This window comes from Candidatus Bostrichicola ureolyticus (assembly GCA_029851125.1).
GTDB classification, from domain to species: domain Bacteria; phylum Bacteroidota; class Bacteroidia; order Flavobacteriales; family Blattabacteriaceae; genus Bostrichidicola; species Bostrichidicola ureolyticus.
In genome coordinates this window covers 48456-66087 of the sequence record CP100319.1, presented here as the reverse complement: position 1 = coordinate 66087, position 17632 = coordinate 48456, and the positions used below count along the sequence as shown (strand labels likewise).

At 28.3% G+C, this 17632-nt stretch carries 14 protein-coding genes, 3 tRNA genes and 3 rRNA genes; 12 read left to right on the top strand and 8 right to left on the bottom strand.

Annotated features, from left to right (window positions below; translation table 11 throughout):
* Positions 1–4 precede the first annotated feature (4 nt).
* Both NHG04_00375 and NHG04_00370 read left to right on the top strand, forming a co-directional pair.
* Positions 5–1165: a cysteine desulfurase gene (locus tag NHG04_00375; GenBank protein ID WGH27441.1), complete on the top strand. Its 1161-nt coding sequence runs from the start codon at positions 5–7 to the stop codon at positions 1163–1165.
* Positions 1146–2165 carry an o-succinylbenzoate--CoA ligase gene (locus tag NHG04_00370; protein ID WGH27440.1) on the top strand — a complete coding sequence of 340 codons (1020 nt, stop codon included), beginning with the start codon at positions 1146–1148 and terminating at the stop codon, positions 2163–2165. The genes NHG04_00375 and NHG04_00370 overlap by 20 nt, the downstream gene beginning before the upstream one ends.
* Here the strand turns inward: NHG04_00370 and NHG04_00365 are convergent.
* Positions 2162–3166 (bottom strand): polyprenyl synthetase family protein, encoded by a 1005-nt coding sequence (locus tag NHG04_00365; GenBank protein WGH27439.1) that lies wholly within the window; start codon positions 3164–3166, stop codon positions 2162–2164. The two genes, NHG04_00370 and NHG04_00365, sit on opposite strands and share 4 nt — an antisense overlap.
* Before the next feature lie 18 nt (positions 3167–3184).
* Complete coding sequence (queA, locus tag NHG04_00360; GenBank protein WGH27438.1) at positions 3185–4252, bottom strand: tRNA preQ1(34) S-adenosylmethionine ribosyltransferase-isomerase QueA; 1068 nt, start codon at positions 4250–4252, stop codon at positions 3185–3187.
* Positions 4253–4430: 178 nt separating this feature from the next.
* On the opposite strand from queA, the gene NHG04_00355 reads away from it, so the two are divergent.
* The 5 genes from NHG04_00355 (at position 4431) to rrf (ending at position 9341) form a co-directional block, all read left to right on the top strand.
* Positions 4431–5969: ribosomal RNA gene (locus NHG04_00355) — 16S ribosomal RNA — on the top strand.
* A gap of 77 nt (positions 5970–6046) precedes the next feature.
* A tRNA-Ile gene (locus tag NHG04_00350) sits at positions 6047–6120 on the top strand.
* Positions 6121–6135: 15 nt separating this feature from the next.
* A tRNA-Ala gene (locus tag NHG04_00345) sits at positions 6136–6209 on the top strand.
* 83 nt (positions 6210–6292) lie between these two features.
* Positions 6293–9170: ribosomal RNA gene (locus tag NHG04_00340) — 23S ribosomal RNA — on the top strand.
* 59 nt (positions 9171–9229) lie between these two features.
* Positions 9230–9341, top strand: a 5S ribosomal RNA gene (gene rrf, locus NHG04_00335).
* The 16S, 23S and 5S rRNA genes sit together here with 2 tRNA genes alongside, the layout of an rRNA operon.
* 4 nt (positions 9342–9345) lie before the next feature.
* On the opposite strand, the gene metG is transcribed toward rrf, so the two are convergent.
* Both metG and NHG04_00325 read right to left on the bottom strand, forming a co-directional pair.
* A complete protein-coding gene (gene metG / locus NHG04_00330) occupies positions 9346–11007 on the bottom strand; it encodes a methionine--tRNA ligase (protein ID WGH27437.1) in 1662 nt (553 codons plus the stop codon).
* 1 nt (position 11008) lies between these two features.
* Positions 11009–11746 carry an exodeoxyribonuclease III gene (locus NHG04_00325; GenBank protein ID WGH27436.1) on the bottom strand — a complete coding sequence of 246 codons (738 nt, stop codon included), beginning with the start codon at positions 11744–11746 and terminating at the stop codon, positions 11009–11011.
* A gap of 40 nt (positions 11747–11786) precedes the next feature.
* On the opposite strand from NHG04_00325, the gene rsmA reads away from it, so the two are divergent.
* Positions 11787–12551, top strand: a complete 765-nt coding sequence (gene rsmA / locus NHG04_00320) for a 16S rRNA (adenine(1518)-N(6)/adenine(1519)-N(6))-dimethyltransferase RsmA (GenBank protein ID WGH27435.1) — start codon at positions 11787–11789, stop codon at positions 12549–12551.
* Positions 12551–13429, top strand: coding sequence for a bifunctional 5,10-methylenetetrahydrofolate dehydrogenase/5,10-methenyltetrahydrofolate cyclohydrolase (locus tag NHG04_00315; protein WGH27434.1), 879 nt, complete (start codon positions 12551–12553; stop codon positions 13427–13429). The genes rsmA and NHG04_00315 overlap by 1 nt, the downstream gene beginning before the upstream one ends.
* A 132-nt stretch (positions 13430–13561) precedes the next feature.
* On the opposite strand, the gene NHG04_00310 is transcribed toward NHG04_00315, so the two are convergent.
* Positions 13562–13633 (bottom strand) — tRNA-Glu (locus tag NHG04_00310).
* A complete protein-coding gene (gene rpsT, locus NHG04_00305) occupies positions 13612–13857 on the bottom strand; it encodes a 30S ribosomal protein S20 (GenBank protein ID WGH27433.1) in 246 nt (81 codons plus the stop codon). Before rpsT ends, NHG04_00310 begins: the two co-directional genes overlap by 22 nt.
* Before the next feature lie 114 nt (positions 13858–13971).
* Here rpsT and greA point away from each other — a divergent pair, with 114 nt between their 5' ends.
* Both greA and NHG04_00295 read left to right on the top strand, forming a co-directional pair.
* Entirely contained in the window at positions 13972–14436 is a 465-nt protein-coding gene (gene greA, locus NHG04_00300) for a transcription elongation factor GreA (protein WGH27432.1), read from the top strand.
* A gap of 2 nt (positions 14437–14438) precedes the next feature.
* Positions 14439–14846: an HIT family protein gene (locus NHG04_00295; GenBank protein ID WGH27431.1), complete on the top strand. Its 408-nt coding sequence runs from the start codon at positions 14439–14441 to the stop codon at positions 14844–14846.
* On the opposite strand, the gene rho is transcribed toward NHG04_00295, so the two are convergent.
* Complete coding sequence (rho, locus tag NHG04_00290) at positions 14826–16151, bottom strand: transcription termination factor Rho (protein ID WGH27430.1); 1326 nt, start codon at positions 16149–16151, stop codon at positions 14826–14828. The genes NHG04_00295 and rho overlap by 21 nt on opposite strands.
* A gap of 85 nt (positions 16152–16236) precedes the next feature.
* Here rho and prfA point away from each other — a divergent pair, with 85 nt between their 5' ends.
* Positions 16237–17313: a peptide chain release factor 1 gene (gene prfA, locus NHG04_00285; protein WGH27429.1), complete on the top strand. Its 1077-nt coding sequence runs from the start codon at positions 16237–16239 to the stop codon at positions 17311–17313.
* Between the two features lie 4 nt (positions 17314–17317).
* Here the strand turns inward: prfA and NHG04_00280 are convergent, their stop codons facing one another.
* Positions 17318–17593, bottom strand: a complete 276-nt coding sequence (locus NHG04_00280) for an HU family DNA-binding protein (protein ID WGH27428.1) — start codon at positions 17591–17593, stop codon at positions 17318–17320.
* Between the last annotated feature and the right edge of the window lie 39 nt (positions 17594–17632).

Sequence of the window (17632 nt, the reverse complement as noted above, 5' to 3'; positions counted from 1 at the left end):
GTATATGAATATAAATAAAAAAATTAATAATAAAATTATTTATTTAGATAATGCTGCCACTACAGCTATGAGAAATGAAGTTATTCAAACAATAATAAAAAGTTTAAAAAAATTTGGTAATCCATCATCTACTCATTCTTTTGGCATAGAAATTCGTTCATTAATTGAAGAATCAAGAATTATTATAGCAAATATTATAAATGCATATCCATCTGAAATAATATTTACTTCAGGTGGTACTGAAGCCAATAATATGATTATACGTTCAGCTATTGAAAATTTAAATATAAAGCATATAATAACTTCTAAGATAGAACATAAATCAGTATTAGAAACTATTTTAAATGTTTCTTCTTTACATAAAGAATTAACAGTAGAATTTGTTAATTTAAAAGAAAAAGGAGTAATTGATTTATTAGATCTTGAAAAAAAATTAATAAATAAATATGGTAATACATTAGTAAGTTTAATGCATGCTAATAATGAAATTGGAAATTTAATGGATATTAAAAATATAGGTAATATATGTAAAAAATATAATGCTTATTTTCATTCAGATACTATACAAACAATAGGTCATTACATATTTAATATGCAAAAATTAAATGTAGATTTTGCTACAGCTAGTGCTCATAAATTTAATGGACCAGCAGGTATTGGATTTGCATATATAAAAAAATATTTAAAATTAAAACCAATTATAACTGGAGGATATCAAGAAAGAGGAATGCGTGCTGGAATGGAAAATATATATGGTATAATAGGATTAAGGAAAGCTATTGAATGTGCTTATTTAAATTTAAAAAAAGATAAAGAAAAAATAAAAAAAATAAAATTTTATTGTATAAAATCATTAAAAGAAATATATCCTAATATTTATTTCAATGGATTATCAGATGATTTAAATAAAAGTATACATACTATATTGAATATATCAATACCATTAAATATTATAAATAATGAATTGTTACCATTTATTTTAGATTTAAATGGTATAATATTATCACAAGGAAGTGCTTGTAATTCTAATAAATTATCATATGTAATTAAAAATATTAATAATAATAATAATATTAATTTAAGAATATCATTTGGAATTTTTAATAAAAAAAAAGATATAGATATATTAATTAATGTATTAAAAAATGTGGTTAAATTTTACTAAAAAAAACAATCAATTTTATTGTAATTTTTATAAAAATGAAGATTATTGGAAAAAAGAAATTATTTCTTTTATTAAAGAATGGTATAATAAAAATGAATTTATATATGTTAGTACTTCAGGTACAATAAATAAAAAACAATTGGTTTTAAAAAAAAAATATATGGTAAATAGTGTAAAAATGACCAAAAATTTTTTTTTTGGTTTAAAAAAACCAATAAAACCAATAAAGACATTATTATGTTTACCATTAAATTATATAGCATCAAAAATGTTATTAGTACGTGCTATTATTTTAAAATGGAAAGTTTTTTGTATTAAACCTTCATCAAATCCTTTAAAAGAATTAAATATTAATTTTGACTTTGTACCAATGATTCCTATACAAGTTAGAAATAGTATATCTAATTTGCATAAGATTAAGATTATATTAATTGGAGGTGCACCAATTTCTAATGATTTAGAAGAAGAATTAAAAAAAAATAAAAATACAAAATTTTATATATCATATGGAATGACAGAAACTATGGGACATATTGCAATAAGAAAAATTAATGAAAAATGTTATAAAACATTATCAGGAATATCTATTAATAGAGATAAAAGAGGTTGTTTAATAGTTTATTCAAAAAAAATTTTGGAAAAACCTTTATATACTAATGATTTAATCAAATTATATTCAAAGAAAAAATTTGAATGGTTAGGAAGATATGATAATGTAATTAATAGTGGAGGAATAAAAATAATTCCAGAAGAATTAGAAAAAAAATTAAGTAAAATTATTTTTTTACCTTTTTTTATATCTTATGTCAAGGATAAAATTTTAGGACAAAAAATTACTTTATTTGTTGAAGGAAATAAAACAGATATTAATATTCCTGATTCTTTTTATAAAGAAGAAAATATACCATTAAAAATAAAAAATATTGTTTTTATTGAAAAATTTTTAAAAACAAATTCAGGAAAAATTAAACGTAATAATATTGTAAATAAATATATTTAATTTTTTCTTTCAATTATAAAATATGTTAATTCTTTAAGAGAATTTTTAATATTATTATTAGGATATTTATTTAAAATTTTTAAAGCTTTTTTATGAAAAAAAATCATTCTATTTTTAGCATAATTAATTCCTCCATATTTATTAACAATATTAATAATATTATTTATGTTATTATTAACATAATTTATATTCTTATTATAATAACAATTATTAATTAATAAATTTAATTTTTTTTTATCTTTATCAGAGCAAATTTTTAGTGTATAAATTAATGGTAATGTTATTTTTTTTTCTTTTAAATCCATAAAAATTGGTTTTCCTAAAACATTATTATTTGATTCATAATCAAGTAAATCATCTTTAATTTGAAAAGCCATTCCTATTAATTCACCAAATTTTTTCATATCTATAATAGTATTTTTATTTTCATTTATTGAATATGCACTGCCTTCACAACAAATTCCAATAAGAAGAGCTGTTTTATAATAAATAATTTTATTATAAATATTTTCAGTAACATTATTTAATATCCTGTATTTTTCTATTTGTAAAAATTCTCCTTCACTCATTTTTATAATTGTATTACATATTATATTGATTAAATCATAATAATTATGTTTTATAGCTAATAATAAACAATTACTTATTAAATAATCTCCAGTTAAAACAGCAATTTTATTTTTCCAAAGAGCTTTAAGTGAAAAAAATCCTCTTCTAATATTACTATTATCTATTACATCATCATGTATAAGAGTAGCAATATGTAGAATTTCAATTATTAAAGCTAATAAATAAGTTTTTTTATTAATATTACCATTTAACATTTTAGCTACTAAAAATATAATTATAGGTCTAATTAATTTACCTCTCTTATTTAAAACAAAATTTGTAATATTATTTAATAATGTGATTTTAGTATTACTAAAAGTAATTAATTCTTTTTCAAAAATTTTTAATTCTTCAAGAATAGGATATTTAATTTTTTTTAAAATATCATCCATATCCTACAAAATATTTTATTATAAAATAAGCATTGCATCTCCATATGAAAAAAATCTATAATTTTCTTTAATAGCTAAATTATAAGCTTCCATAATTAAATTATAATCTGCAAAAGCTACTACCAACATTAATAATGTAGATTTTGGCATATGAAAATTAGTAATCATAGAATTAACAATTTTAAAATCATAATTAGGAAAAATAAATTTACTAGTCCAACCATTAATAGGTTTTAAAGATTTGGGTAGTATATTACAAGAACTTTCGATAGCTCTTATTGAAGATGAACCAACAGCACAAATACGTTTATTATTTATAATTGCATTATTTATAATATCACAAGTTTTTTTAGAAATAAAAAATTGTTCAGTCTCCATTCTATGTTTAGATATATCTTCAACTTCAATTAAAATTAAATTACCTAAACCTATATGTAATGTTATTTCACATATTTTAATACCTTTTATTTCTAATTTTTTTAATAAATTTTTAGAAAAATGTAAACCAGCAGATGGAGTAGATACAGAACCTTCTATTTTTGCATAAATAGTTTGATATCTTTCTATATCATTTTTATCAGGATTACGTTTTATATATTTTGGTAAAGGAGTTTCTCCTATATTTTTTATTTTATTAATAAATTCATCATATGGAATATCAGAATTAAACCGTCCAATTCTTCCTCGTGAAGTAGTATTATCAATAATTTCAATAATTAATTTAATATCATTATTATCAAATTTTTTTGAAAAATGTATTTTATTTCCTATACGTACTTTTCTAGCTGGATCAACTAAAATATCCCATATTCTTTTTTTTTTATCTAATTCTCTAAGTAAAAAAACTTCTATTTTAGCTTCTGTTTTTTCTTTTATACCATATAATCTAGCAGGAAATACTTTAGTATTATTAAGAATAATTACATCACCTTCATTAAAATAATCAATTATATTTTTAAAATATTTATGTTCAATTTTTCTTGTATCTTTGTGTATAACCATTAAACGTGATTCATCACGTTCTTCAGTAGGTTTATCTACAATTAATTCTTTAGGAATTTCAAAATTAAAATCTGAAGTTTTCATTAAAAAAAAAATTATTATTATTGATTTTTAAAAAAAAATTTGTATATTTATATACAATATAAAAAAAAAATAAAAATTTATATAAAAATAATTTTTATTTTTTTTTTATTAAAAAAATTGTTCTTTAAAACTTTGAAAAAAATTCCTTTGAAAAGGATCATAAATATTTATTAAAAATACAACGAAGAGTTTGATCCTAGCTCAGGATGAACGCTAGCGGCGGACTTAACACATGCAAGTCGAGGGGCAACATAAATAAATTTATTTATTTGATGGCGACCGGCGAACGGGTGAGTAACACGTACGTAATCTACCTTTTGCAAGAAAATAGCCTAAGGAAACTTAGATTAATGTTCTATAATATAATAATGTTGCATAACATAATTATTAAAGCTTAGTAATTTTGCAGCAAAAGATGAGCGTGCGTCTGATTAGTTAGTTGGTAAGGTAATGGCTTACCAAGACAATGATCAGTAGGGGGCCTGAGAGGGTGATCCCCCACACTGGTACTGAGACACGGACCAGACTCCTACGGGAGGCAGCAGTGAGGAATATTGGTCAATGGAGGAAACTCTGAACCAGTCACGCCGCGTGCAGGATGAAGGCCATATAGGTTGTAAACTGCTTTTACACAGGAATAAAACTTTCTATGTATAGAAAATTGAAGGTACTGTGAGAATAAGTATCGGCTAACTCTGTGCCAGCAGCCGCGGTAATACGGAGGATACAAGCGTTATCCGGATTTATTGGGTTTAAAGGGTGCGTAGGCGGTTTATTAAGTCAGTAGTGAAATCTTACAGCTTAACTGTTAAAAGGGCTATTGATACTATTAAACTAGAGTTATAATGGAGTAACTGGAATGTGTGGTGTAGCGGTGAAATGCTTAGATATCACACAGAACACCAATCGCGAAGGCAGGTTACTAATTATATACTGACGCTGAGGTACGAAAGCGTGGGGAGCAAACAGGATTAGATATCCTGGTAGTCCACGCCGTAAACGATGTCGACTAGCTATTGGATAATATATTTTTCAGTGGCTAAGCGAAAGTGATAAGTGATCCACCTGGGGAGTACGATCGCAAGATTGAAACTCAAAGGAATTGACGGGGGCCCGCACAAGCGGTGGAGCATGTGGTTTAATTCGATGATACGCGAGGAACCTTACCAAGATTTAAATGTACTACGAATAAATTGGAAACAATTTAGTTCTTCGGACGGAGTACAAGGTGCTGCATGGTTGTCGTCAGCTCGTGCCGTGAGGTGTTAGGTTAAGTCCTTAAACGAGCGCAACCCTTGTTGTTAATTGCCATCGAGTAATGTCGGGGACTTTAACAAGACTGCCGACGAAAGTCGTGAGGAAGGTGAGGATGACGTCAAATCATCACGGCCCTTATATCTTGGGCTACACACGTGCTACAATGGTCGGTACAAAGGGCAACCACTAGGTAACTAGGAGTAAATCTCGAAAACCGATCTAAGTTCGGATTGGAGTCTGCAACTCGACTCTATGAAGCTGGAATCGCTAGTAATCGCGCATCAGCAATGGCGCGGTGAATACGTTCCCGGGCCTTGTACACACCGCCCGTCAAGCCATGGAAGTTGATAATACTTAAAATCGGTAACCGTAAAAGGAACTGCTTAGAGTAAGATCAATGACTGGGGCTAAGTCGTAACAAGGTAGCCGTACCGGAAGGTGCGGCTGGAATATCTCATTCTTTCGAGAAAAAATCTTTTTCAAAAGGATTTTTTTCATAGTTTTAATTTATATACAGACTCCTCTTTTTTTTTAGAGAGTCTCGTAGCTCAGTTGGTTAGAGCGCTACACTGATAATGTAGAGGTCCGCGGTTCAAATCCGCGCGAGACTACGTAAAAATAAAAAAGGGGAATTAGCTCAGTTGGTTAGAGCGCCTGTTTTGCAATCAGGAGGTCATCGGTTCAAATCCGATATTCTCCACTATAAGTTCTTTGACATATATAGTAAATAAAATTAAATAAGTAAGTAACCAAAATTTTCATTGATTTTTTTTTGAAAATATAGTATGAAGTAATTAAGGGCACATGGTGGATGCCTTGGCTCTGAGAGACGATGAAGGACGTGATAAGCTGCGATAAGCTACGGGTATCGGCAAATACGAATTAATCCGTAGATTTCCGAATGGGGAAACCTGTCATATTGAAGATATGACACCATCAAAAATGGAGTTAACCTAGGGAACTGAAACATCTTAGTACCTAGAGGAAAAGAAAACAATAGTGATTCCGTTAGTAGTGGCGAGCGAAAATGGAAAAGTCTAAACTACTATGGGTTAAAAACCATAGTAGGGTTATAAGAACTACAATATTATGGATATTAATTATATAGTAGAATGATTTGGAAAAATCAATCATAGAAGGTGATAATCCTGTAGACAAAATATAATTAATACCTAGTAGTACTCTTAAGTAAGGCGGGACACGTGAAATCCTGTCTGAATTTACCGGGACCATCTGGTAAGACTAAATACTACTCAGAGACCGATAGTGAACTAGTACCGTGAGGGAAAGGTGAAAAGAACTTCGAATAGAAGAGTGAAATAGATCCTGAAACCATGTGCTTACAAGCGGTCGGAGCCCTTTAGTGGGGTGACGACGTGCCTTTTGCATAATGAACCTACGAGTTAATTTTACCGGCAAGGTTAAACAGTTAAGCTGTGTAGCCGAAGCGAAAGCGAGTTTTAATAAAGCGTTTTAGTCGGTAGAATTAGACGCGAAACCGAGTGATCTACCCATGGGCAGGTTGAAGCTATGGTAACACATAGTGGAGGACCGAACTGGTAAACGTTGAAAAGTTTTCGGATGACCTGTGGGTAGGGGTGAAAGGCCAATCAAACTCGGAGATAGCTCGTACTCCCCGAAATGCATTGAGGTGCAGCATCATGTTAAATATTATAGAGGTAGAGCAACTGATTAGATGAAGGGGCTTCATCGCCTACTAATTCTTGACAAACTCCGAATGCTATAATATGTTTCATGGTAGTGAGGGCATGGGTGCTAAGGTCCATGTCCGAGAGGGAAAGAACCCAGACCAACAGCTAAGGCCCCTAAGTATATACTAAGTTGAATTAAACGAAGTTATATTGCATTGACAGCTAGGATGTTAGCTTGGAAGCAGCTATTCATTTAAAGAGTGCGTAACAGCTCACTAGTTTAGCGATTTAGCGCGGATAATAATCGGGCATAAGTATATCGCCGAAGCTATGGGATCGTAAGATCGGTAGGGGAGCATTGTAATAACGTTGAAGCTAAATTGAGAAATTTAGTGGAGTTTTTACAAAAGAAAATGTAGGTATAAGTAACGATAATGCAGGCGAGAAACCTGCACACCGAAAGACTAAGGATTCCTCAGCTATGTTAATCAACTGAGGGTTAGTCGGGGCCTAAGGTAAAACCGAAAGGTGTAACCGATGGATAAGCGGTTAATATTCCGCTACTTGCTTTTATTGCGATGGGGTGACGGAGTAGTGATACTGGCGCGTGCGGATGGAAGTGCACGTTGAAGTAGCTAGGTATAAATTATATAGTCAAATACGTATAATTTGCTCAACTACGATAGTACCATATACATATGTATATGGATAGTCCAGGTAATGACTTCCAAGAAAAACCTCTAAGCTTAAATAGAAGCAACCCGTACCAAAACCGACACAGGTAGTCAAGGAGAGTATCCTAAGGTGCTCGAGTGATTCACGGCTAAGGAACTAGGCAAAATAGACTTGTAACTTCGGAATAAAAGTCGCCTACCATTAGGTAGGCCGCAGCGAAGAGATCCAGACGACTGTTTATCAAAAACACAGGACTCTGCTAAATCAAAAGATGATGTATAGGGTCTGACACCTGCCCGGTGCTGGAAGGTTAAAGAAGGGGGTTAGCTTAGGCAAAGCTCCTAACTGAAGCCCCAGTAAACGGCGGCCGTAACTATAACGGTCCTAAGGTAGCGAAATTCCTTGTCGGGTAAGTTCCGACCTGCACGAATGGTGTAACGATCTGGATACTGTCTCAGCCGTGAGCTCGGTGAAATTGTAGTATCGGTGAAGATACCGGTTACTCGCAATGGGACGAAAAGACCCTGTGAACCTTTACTATAACTTCGTATTGATTTTGGGTAAATAATGTGTAGGATAGGTGGAAGACTTTGAAGCATTATCGTCAGGTAATGTGGAGTCGTCCTTGAAATACCACCCTTTATTTATTTAGAATCTAACTTGGTAACAAGGACAATGCGTGGTGGGTAGTTTGACTGGGGTGGTCGCCTCCTAAAAAGTAACGGAGGCTTCCAAAGGTACCCTCATCACGTTTGGTAAGCGTGTGTTGAGTGCAATGGCATAAGGGTGCTTGACTGCGAGACCGACAAGTCGAGCAGGTACGAAAGTAGGTCTTAGTGATCCGGTGGTTCTGTATGGAAGGGCCATCGCTCAACGGATAAAAGGTACTCCGGGGATAACAGGCTGATACCGCCCAAGAGTTCATATCGACGGCGGTGTTTGGCACCTCGATGTCGGCTCATCACATCCTGGGGCTGAAGTAGGTCCCAAGGGTATGGCTGTTCGCCATTTAAAGTGGTACGCGAGCTGGGTTTAGAACGTCGTGAGACAGTTCGGTCCCTATCTATTGCGAGCGTTAGAAGCTTGAGTGGAGCTAACTCTAGTACGAGAGGACCGAGTTGGACGAACCTATGGTATATCAGTTGTATCGCCAGGTGCATTGCTGAGTAGCTACGTTCGGAAGAGATAAGCACTGAAAGCATATTAAGTGCGAAACCAACCACAAGATTAGGCTTCTTTTAAGGGTCGTTGAAGATTACAACGTTGATAGGCTATAAGTGTAAAGGCAGTAATGTCATAGCTTAGTAGTACTAATTACCCGTAAACTTCTGCTAATTATTATTTAGTTTTATTTACTTTAATATGTCAATATAAAATTATAAAATAAAAGGGATTGGGTGGTTAAGCAATGAGGATCACCTCTTTCCATTCCGAACAGAGAAGTTAAGCTCATTAGCGCTGATGGTACTGTAAATTATTTATGGGAGAGTAAGTCGCTGCCCATACCTTTTATATTTTTTTTTTATTTAACTTATAAAGTTGTTTTTCTATGTCGGAATCTTCTATTAGTTTAAATAATAAAATAGGTTTTCCAAGTTGATGTTCAGGAGGTAAAATTTCTATTTTTTCTAAATCATTCCATGAATAAAGTTTCAAATGTAATGCATATAACAATATTTTTGTAGTATTAGGAAAAAAAGGTTCAGCTAATTGACTTAGCATTCCTAATATTTGTAAAGCAGTATATATAATATTTTTTTGATGAAAATCAGAAATTTTCCAAGGTTCTCTATTTGTTAAATATCTATTACCTAATCTAACTAAAGTCATAAAATTAATTAAAGCATCTCTAAAACGATAATGTTCTATCATATAACCTATTTTATATGGATAGGTTTTTATTAATTCTAATATTTTACAATCGTACTCAGAAATAGATTGTGGTTGGGGGACTTTTCCTTCACAATACTTCCAAGTTATTACCATAATACGGTAAACAAAATTACCCCATACAGATACTAATTCTGAATTAATACGTATTTGAAACTCTTTCCAATTAAAATTATTATCCTTAGTTTCAGGCATATTAATAGTAAGAATATAACGTAATGAATCTTGTTGATTTGGAAAATCTTTCAAATATTCGTGTAGCCACACAGCCCAATTTCTAGACGTTGATATTTTTTTATTTTCTAAATTGAGAAACTCATTTGCAATTACATTTTCGGGAAGAATATATTCACAATGTGCTTTTAACATTACTGGAAAAACGATACAGTGAAATACTATATTATCTTTACCAATAAAATGTATAAGAGTAGTATTATCATTTTTCCAATAAGGAACCCAATCTTTTCCTTCACGTTCTGCCCATTCTATTGTTGAAGATATATATCCTATCAGAGCATCAAACCACACATATAAAACTTTTCCTTTTGCGTTATTTAACGGTACAGGAACACCCCAATCTAAATCTCTGGTAATAGATCTTGATTTTAAACCATGGCATAACCATGATTTTACTTGACCATAAACATTAGGTTTCCAAAATTTTTTGTTATTAATCCATTTTTCTAAAAAATCCTGATATTTATCTAAAGGTAAATACCAATGTTTAGTATTTTTCATAATAGGAATATGTCCACTTAAAGCAGATATAGGATTAATTAAATCTTCAGAATTAATAACAGCTCCACATTTTTCACATTGATCTCCATAAGCTTTTTTATTATTACAATATGGACAATTACCTAATATATAACGATCTGCTAAAAATTTTCCAATTTTATCATCATAAAATTGTTTAGAAATTTTTTCAACAAAAATTTTTTTCTCATAAAGATGCTTAAAAAAATTAGTAACAGTTTTATGATGCATACTATCAGTAGTACGTGAATAATTGTCAAAACTTATACCAAAAGCATTGAAACTATTTTTTATAATAAAATGGTATTTATCTACGATTTTTTTTGGACTAATACCTTCTTTTTGAGCTCCTATCATTATAGGCACTCCATGTTCATCAGAACCACATATGAAAATAACATCTTTGTTTTTTCGTCTAAGATAACGGACAAAAATGTCAGCAGGAATATAAACACCGGCTAAATGTCCTATGTGTATAGGACCATTTGCATATAACATAGCAGCAGTTACAGTATATCTAGACATTTTATATATTTATATCTAACATAACTGGACAATGATCAGAGTATTGTACTTCGTATAAAATTGATGCTTTATTCATTTTATTTTTTAAAGTATTGTCAACCATATTATAATCAATACGCCAACCTTTATTTTTTGCACGTGCATTACCTCTATAGCTCCACCAACTATAATGATAAGGATCTTTTATAAAAAAACGGAAACTATCAATAAAACCTAAATTAATTAATTTTGTAATCCAATCTCTCTCTATAGGAAGAAAACCCGAAATTGATACGTTTGGATCATATATATCTATTTCTTGATGACAAATATTATAATCACCACAAATTATCAATTTTTTATATTTTTTTAGATCCATAATATATCTTAATAAATATTTCATAAAGTTTATTTTAATTTTCAATCGTGATTCTGAACCATATGGAATATATATATTAATAATAGAAATTTGATCTAAATCAGCTCGTATTACTCTTCCTTCACAGTCAATATAACCAATACCATATTCTATATTATGTAGTTTTTTTTTTGATAGTATCCCAACTCCACTATAACCTTTTTTTTTTGCTGAAAACCAATAATGATAATATCCTTCAAATAGATTTAAATTAATCTGATCTTTATAAGCTTTAATTTCTTGTATACAAAGTATATCTGGATTAGTCATATTAATCCATTTAACTAAACCTTTATTTATAGCTGAACGAATACCATTTACATTGTAACTAATGATTTTCATAAAAAATTATTTATTATATAATATATATAATTAAATAAAGATGTTAAGAACTAAAAAATATCTTGGACAACATATTTTAAAAGATAAAAATATTGCAAATAAAATTGTCAATAGTCTTTCATTTATAGGATATAATACTGTAGTAGAAGTTGGAGCTGGTACAGGAGCACTTAGTAATTACTTGTTAAAAAGATGTAATGATTTATATTTAATAGAAATAGATAATGAATACATTTTTTATTTAAAAAAAAATTTTCCTAATTTAAATAATAGGATTATTCACGATAATTTTTTAAAATGGAACCCTAAAAATTTAAATAATTTTGCAATTATTGGAAATTTTCCATATAATATTTCTTCTCAAATTTTATTTCATATATTAAAATATAGACAATATATACCAGAATGCATAGGTATGTTTCAAAAACAAGTAGCTGAACGTATAGTCACTAAACATGGAAATAAAATATACGGTATTCTTTCAGTACTTGTACAAACATTTTATAATGTAGAATATCTTTTTACTGTAACAAAAAATGTATTTATTCCAAAACCAAAAGTAGAATCTGTTGTAATTAGATTAATTAGAAAAACAAAATATTTAAATTGTAATGAAGAATTATTTTTTAAATTAGTAAAAACTGCTTTCAATCAAAGAAGAAAAAAGTTATTTAATGCATTAAAACCATTATATTTAAAACCTATAAATAAAAATATTTTAAAAATTTTAGAAAAAAGAGCTGAAGAACTTTCTTATGCAGAATTTATTGATCTTACAATAAAAATGGATAAAATGATTTTATAATGACAAAAATTTTATATGGAAATATAATAGCAAAAAAAATACGTAACCAAATCAATAAAAAAGTATTATGTATGAAAAAAAAAGGACAACGTACTCCTCATTTAGCCACTATTTTAGTGGGTAACGACAATCTTAGTATTACTTATGTAAATAATAAGATTAAAGACTGTAAAAGTGTAGGATTTAAATCTTCTTTTTTACACTTACCTAATACAATAACTGAAAAAAAATTAATTAAAATAATTAAAGATTTTAACATAGACACATCATTAGATGGTTTAATTATTCAACTGCCATTACCTAAAAATATTAATAAAGAAAATATTATAATTGCTATTGATCCTGATAAAGATGTTGATGGATTTCATCCTTTAAATATAGGAAAAATGACTCTTGGAATGAAAACTTTCATACCAGCTACACCTATGGGTATATTGACATTACTAAATTATTACAAAATAAATACTCAAGGAAAACATATAGTTATTGTTGGACGTAGTAGAATTGTAGGAATGCCAATAAGCATTTTAATGGCTAGGAAAAAATCCCCTGGTAATAGTACAGTTACACTAACTCATAGTTATACACAAGAAGTAGCATATCATACTCGTCAAGCTGATATTATCATTACTGCATTAGGTGTTCCTAAATTTTTAAAATCTAATATGATAAAAAAATCAGCTATATTAATAGATGTAGGAATTAGTATGGTAAAAGATAGTACTAGTCCAAAAGGATATAAACTATTAGGAGACGTCGATTTTGATAGTGTATATAATAAAGCTTCTTGTCTTACACCAGTTCCAGGTGGAATAGGTCCAATAACTCGTTCAATGCTTTTAAAAAATACCTTAATAGCTGCTGTACAAAAACAATAAATATTTTAAAATTTAATTTACAAGTAAGGTAGATTATCCTTTTTTTTTAAAGCAAACTACCAACACATGGAATAATTATTTTTTCTTCTGATTGAATTTCAGCTTCTTTGAAAATGATATGGATCAATTTCGTAGCCCATAGGGGAATCGAACCCCTCTTTTCAGAATGAAAATCTGATGTCCTAACCAATAGACGAATGGGCCTTTATCATTTTAGCTAATTTACTTTTTAATCTAGCAGCTTTATTTCTATGTATAATATTTTTTTTAGATAATTTATCTAACATTGATACAATAGTAGAATACTTATCAGTATCATTTTTAAATTTTTTGATTGCTGTACGTGTAGACTTATGATAATACTTATTACGCAATCGTATAATTTTATTCTTGCGTATTCTTTTTATAGATGATTTATTATTTGCCATATCTAAAAAAATTATTATAAATACCTGTACTAAATAACTACAAAAATTTATAAAATTTATATAAATATAAAAAAAAAATATTGTATATATTAATTTATTTATAAATATGATTATATGATTTATTTAACTAAAGAAGGATTAAACAAATTATGTAAAGAGTTAGAACATTTAGAAAATATTGAACGTAGACGAATATCATCACAAATAGCTGAAGCACGTGAAAAAGGAGATTTATCAGAAAATGCTGAATACAATGCTGCAAAAGAAGCACAATTTATTTTAGAATTACATATTAAAAAACTAAAACAAAAGTTATCTAATGTCCGTATAATAGATAGTTCTAAACTAAAAAAAGATAAAGTTTTTATATTATCTACTGTAAAAATAAAAAATATAAAACATGGTAGTGAACACATATATACTTTGGTGCCTGAATACGAAGCAGATATTAAATTTGGAAAAATATCTATAAATACTCCTATTTCTTTAGGATTATTAGGCAAAAAAGTTGGTGAAATAGCTCATATAAAATTGCCTAATAATACTATTATAGATTACGAAATATTAGAAATAAAATAATAATGTCTTCAATATTTACACAAATAATTAACAAAAATATTCATGCTTATGAAGTAGCTGAAGATAAAAATCATTTAGCATTTTTGGATATTTATCCTATAAAAATTGGACATACTTTAGTTATTCCTAAAAAAGAAATAAATAATTTCTTTAAAATTGAAGACAAAGAGTTTTCACAATTAATGATTTTTGTAAAAAAGGTAGCTTTAAGCATAGAAAAAGCAATATCATGTCAACGTATAGGTTTAGTTGTAATGGGATTTAAAATACCTCATGCGCATGTACATTTAATACCTATGGATAAAGAAAGTGATTTAGATTTTTCTTTAAGAAAATCATTATCAAAGGATAAATTATTAATTATTTCAAATAAAATTAAAAATGCATTCTTAGCTATTCATAGAATTTAAAAATTCTATGTTATTATTAGTTTTAATAATACGAGATATTAAAAATTCCATAGCCTCTGTAGAATTCATATCAGAAAGATGTTTTCGCAAAATCCACATTCTTTGTAATGTATTAGCATCAAGCAAAAGATCGTCTTTTCTAGTACTAGAAGCAACTAAATCTATAGCAGGATAAATTCTTCTATTACATATTCTTCTATCTAATTGTAATTCCATATTTCCAGTACCTTTAAATTCTTCAAATATTACATCATCCATTTTAGATCCAGTATCTATCAAAGCAGTAGCAATAATAGTTAAAGATCCACCATTTTCTATATTTCTAGCTGCACCAAAAAACCTTTTAGGCTTATGCAAAGCATTTGCGTCTATACCTCCTGAAAGAATTTTACCAGATGCTGGAGCTACAGTATTAAATGCACGAGACATACGAGTTAAAGAATCTGCTAAAATACATACATCATGACCACATTCTACCATTCTTTTTCCTTTTTCTGAAACTATATTAACTACTTTTACATGTCTTTCAGCTGGTTCATCAAAAGTTGAAGCAATAACTTCAGCTTTAACACTCCGTTGCATATCAGTTACTTCCTCTGGACGTTCATCTATAAGTAATATAATTAGATATACTTCTGGATGATTTGCAGCAATAGCATTAGCTATTTCTTTTAATAATGTAGTTTTTCCAGTTTTTGGAGGAGCTACGATCATACCACGTTGTCCTTTACCTATAGGAGTGAATAAATCTATTATTCGTGTTGATAATGTAGCATTTTTTTCAGCTAATTTGAATTTTTCATTTGGAAATAAAGGAGTTAAATGTTCAAAAGAAGCTCTATCTCTAATAGATGAAGGCGTAAGTCCATTAATTTCTAGAATCCTTATTAAAGGTAAATATTTTTCTCCATCTTTAGGTGGACGTACTTCACCTTTTATTGTATCACCAGTTTTAAGACCAAATAATTTAATTTGAGATTGAGAAACATAAACATCATTTGGTGATGCAAGATAATTATAATCATAAGATCTGGAAAAACCGTAATTATTTTCAGGCATAATTTCTAATACTCCTTCACTAAGGACAATTCCTTCTAATTTTCGTTTATTATAAGATTCTGAATATTTTTTATAAAAACCATTATTATTATTTTTTTTAGAGTATTCTGTTTTTTTTATATTTTCTATAATTATTTGTAATAGATCATTTTTCCTAAGCTGAGTATAATTTTTTAATTTTAATGACTTAGCAAGTTTTTGTAATTCAAATAATTTTTTACCTTTTAATTCATTGATATTAAACATTAGTTAGGTTAATTAAAATTAATAAAACCCTTTAAATTTGATTATTCTTTAATATAATTAATATAATTATATAATTCTGATTTGCATGGAAACATTTTTAATAGAAAAATTACAAGCTATTCAAAAAAAATTTAATGAATTATCTTATAAATTATCTGATATAATCAAAAATCCTATATATGATCAAGAAAAATACATAATTATTGCAAAAAAATATAAAGAATTAGAAAAAATAATGGAAGTTTACCAAAACTATAAAAATAAAAAAAAACTTATATATGAAGCTGATAAAATCTTATCGTCAAAATACGAAGATATAGAAATAAAAGAAATAGCTAAATCTGAAAAAAATGATGCTTTAATAGCATTATCTAATATTGAAAAACAAATTAAACATTTGTTATCGCCTAAATTATCTAAAGATGATAACAACGTTATTTTGGAATTACGTGCTGGAACTGGAGGAGATGAAGCTTGTATTTTTGTAGAAGATATTTTTAGAATGTATACAATGTATTTTAAATATATGGGTTGGATAATTGAAATACTTAATTTACAAAAATCCGCTATAAAAGGATATAAGGAGGTTATTTTAGGTGTCTATGGAAATGGAGTTTATGGAACATTAAAATTTGAATCAGGTGTCCATAGAGTACAAAGAATTCCTAAAACTGAATCTAAAGGACGTATACATACATCTACTGTTACTGTAGTAGTTTTACCTGAAATAAAAAAAATTGATTTTGAAATCAATCCAACAGAAATAAAAAGAGATACTTTTAGATCTAGTGGAGCAGGTGGACAACATGTAAATAAAACAGAATCTGCAGTGCGTTTAACTCATATACCTAGTGGTATAGTAGCAGAATGTCAGGATCAACGTTCACAACATAAAAATTTGGAAAAAGCTATGACAATATTATACTCTAGAGTTTATCAAATGCAACTTAACAAAAAAATAACAGAACGATCTAATGAAAGAAAATGTTTAATAAATACAGGTGAAAGATCATATAAGATACGTACTTACAATTATATTCAAGATAGAGTTACTGATCATAGAATAAACAAATCCATATATAATTTAGAATCATTTATGAATGGTAATATTAAAGAAATGATTGATGCTATTAAAATAGCTTATAATTCAGACAAACTATAATAACTTATTTATTTATCATATTATTTAATTCAGTTCCTATTTTAACTTTAACAACTTTCTTTTTAGGAATAAAAATTTTAACTTTGGTTCTAGGATTTATAGCAGTTCTTGCATTTCGTTCTCCAACAAAAAGTGTAATAAATCCAACTAAACTTATTCGTTCTCCATTGCATAAGCTATCTTTAACACTAGAAATAAATGCTTCAATAATATTTTTAGTAATAACTTTTGTTGTTCCCGTTTTTGCAGAAATAATATCTATTAATTCAGTTTTGTTCATAATTATTTAAATTAAAAAAATATTTAACGTATATAAAAT

Excerpts from the sequence above, each read along its gene's own strand:
- NHG04_00375 (WGH27441.1), top strand. The coding sequence starts at position 5 with ATGAATATAAATAAAAAAATTAATAATAAAATTATTTATTTAGATAAT.
- NHG04_00370 (WGH27440.1), top strand. The coding sequence starts at position 1,146 with ATGTGGTTAAATTTTACTAAAAAAAACAATCAATTTTATTGTAATTTT.
- NHG04_00365 (WGH27439.1), bottom strand. The coding sequence starts at position 3,166 with ATGGATGATATTTTAAAAAAAATTAAATATCCTATTCTTGAAGAATTA.
- queA (WGH27438.1), bottom strand. The coding sequence starts at position 4,252 with ATGAAAACTTCAGATTTTAATTTTGAAATTCCTAAAGAATTAATTGTA.
- metG (WGH27437.1), bottom strand. The coding sequence starts at position 11,007 with ATGTCTAGATATACTGTAACTGCTGCTATGTTATATGCAAATGGTCCT.
- NHG04_00325 (WGH27436.1), bottom strand. The coding sequence starts at position 11,746 with ATGAAAATCATTAGTTACAATGTAAATGGTATTCGTTCAGCTATAAAT.
- rsmA (WGH27435.1), top strand. The coding sequence starts at position 11,787 with ATGTTAAGAACTAAAAAATATCTTGGACAACATATTTTAAAAGATAAA.
- NHG04_00315 (WGH27434.1), top strand. The coding sequence starts at position 12,551 with ATGACAAAAATTTTATATGGAAATATAATAGCAAAAAAAATACGTAAC.
- rpsT (WGH27433.1), bottom strand. The coding sequence starts at position 13,857 with ATGGCAAATAATAAATCATCTATAAAAAGAATACGCAAGAATAAAATT.
- greA (WGH27432.1), top strand. The coding sequence starts at position 13,972 with ATGATTTATTTAACTAAAGAAGGATTAAACAAATTATGTAAAGAGTTA.
- NHG04_00295 (WGH27431.1), top strand. The coding sequence starts at position 14,439 with ATGTCTTCAATATTTACACAAATAATTAACAAAAATATTCATGCTTAT.
- rho (WGH27430.1), bottom strand. The coding sequence starts at position 16,151 with ATGTTTAATATCAATGAATTAAAAGGTAAAAAATTATTTGAATTACAA.
- prfA (WGH27429.1), top strand. The coding sequence starts at position 16,237 with ATGGAAACATTTTTAATAGAAAAATTACAAGCTATTCAAAAAAAATTT.
- NHG04_00280 (WGH27428.1), bottom strand. The coding sequence starts at position 17,593 with ATGAACAAAACTGAATTAATAGATATTATTTCTGCAAAAACGGGAACA.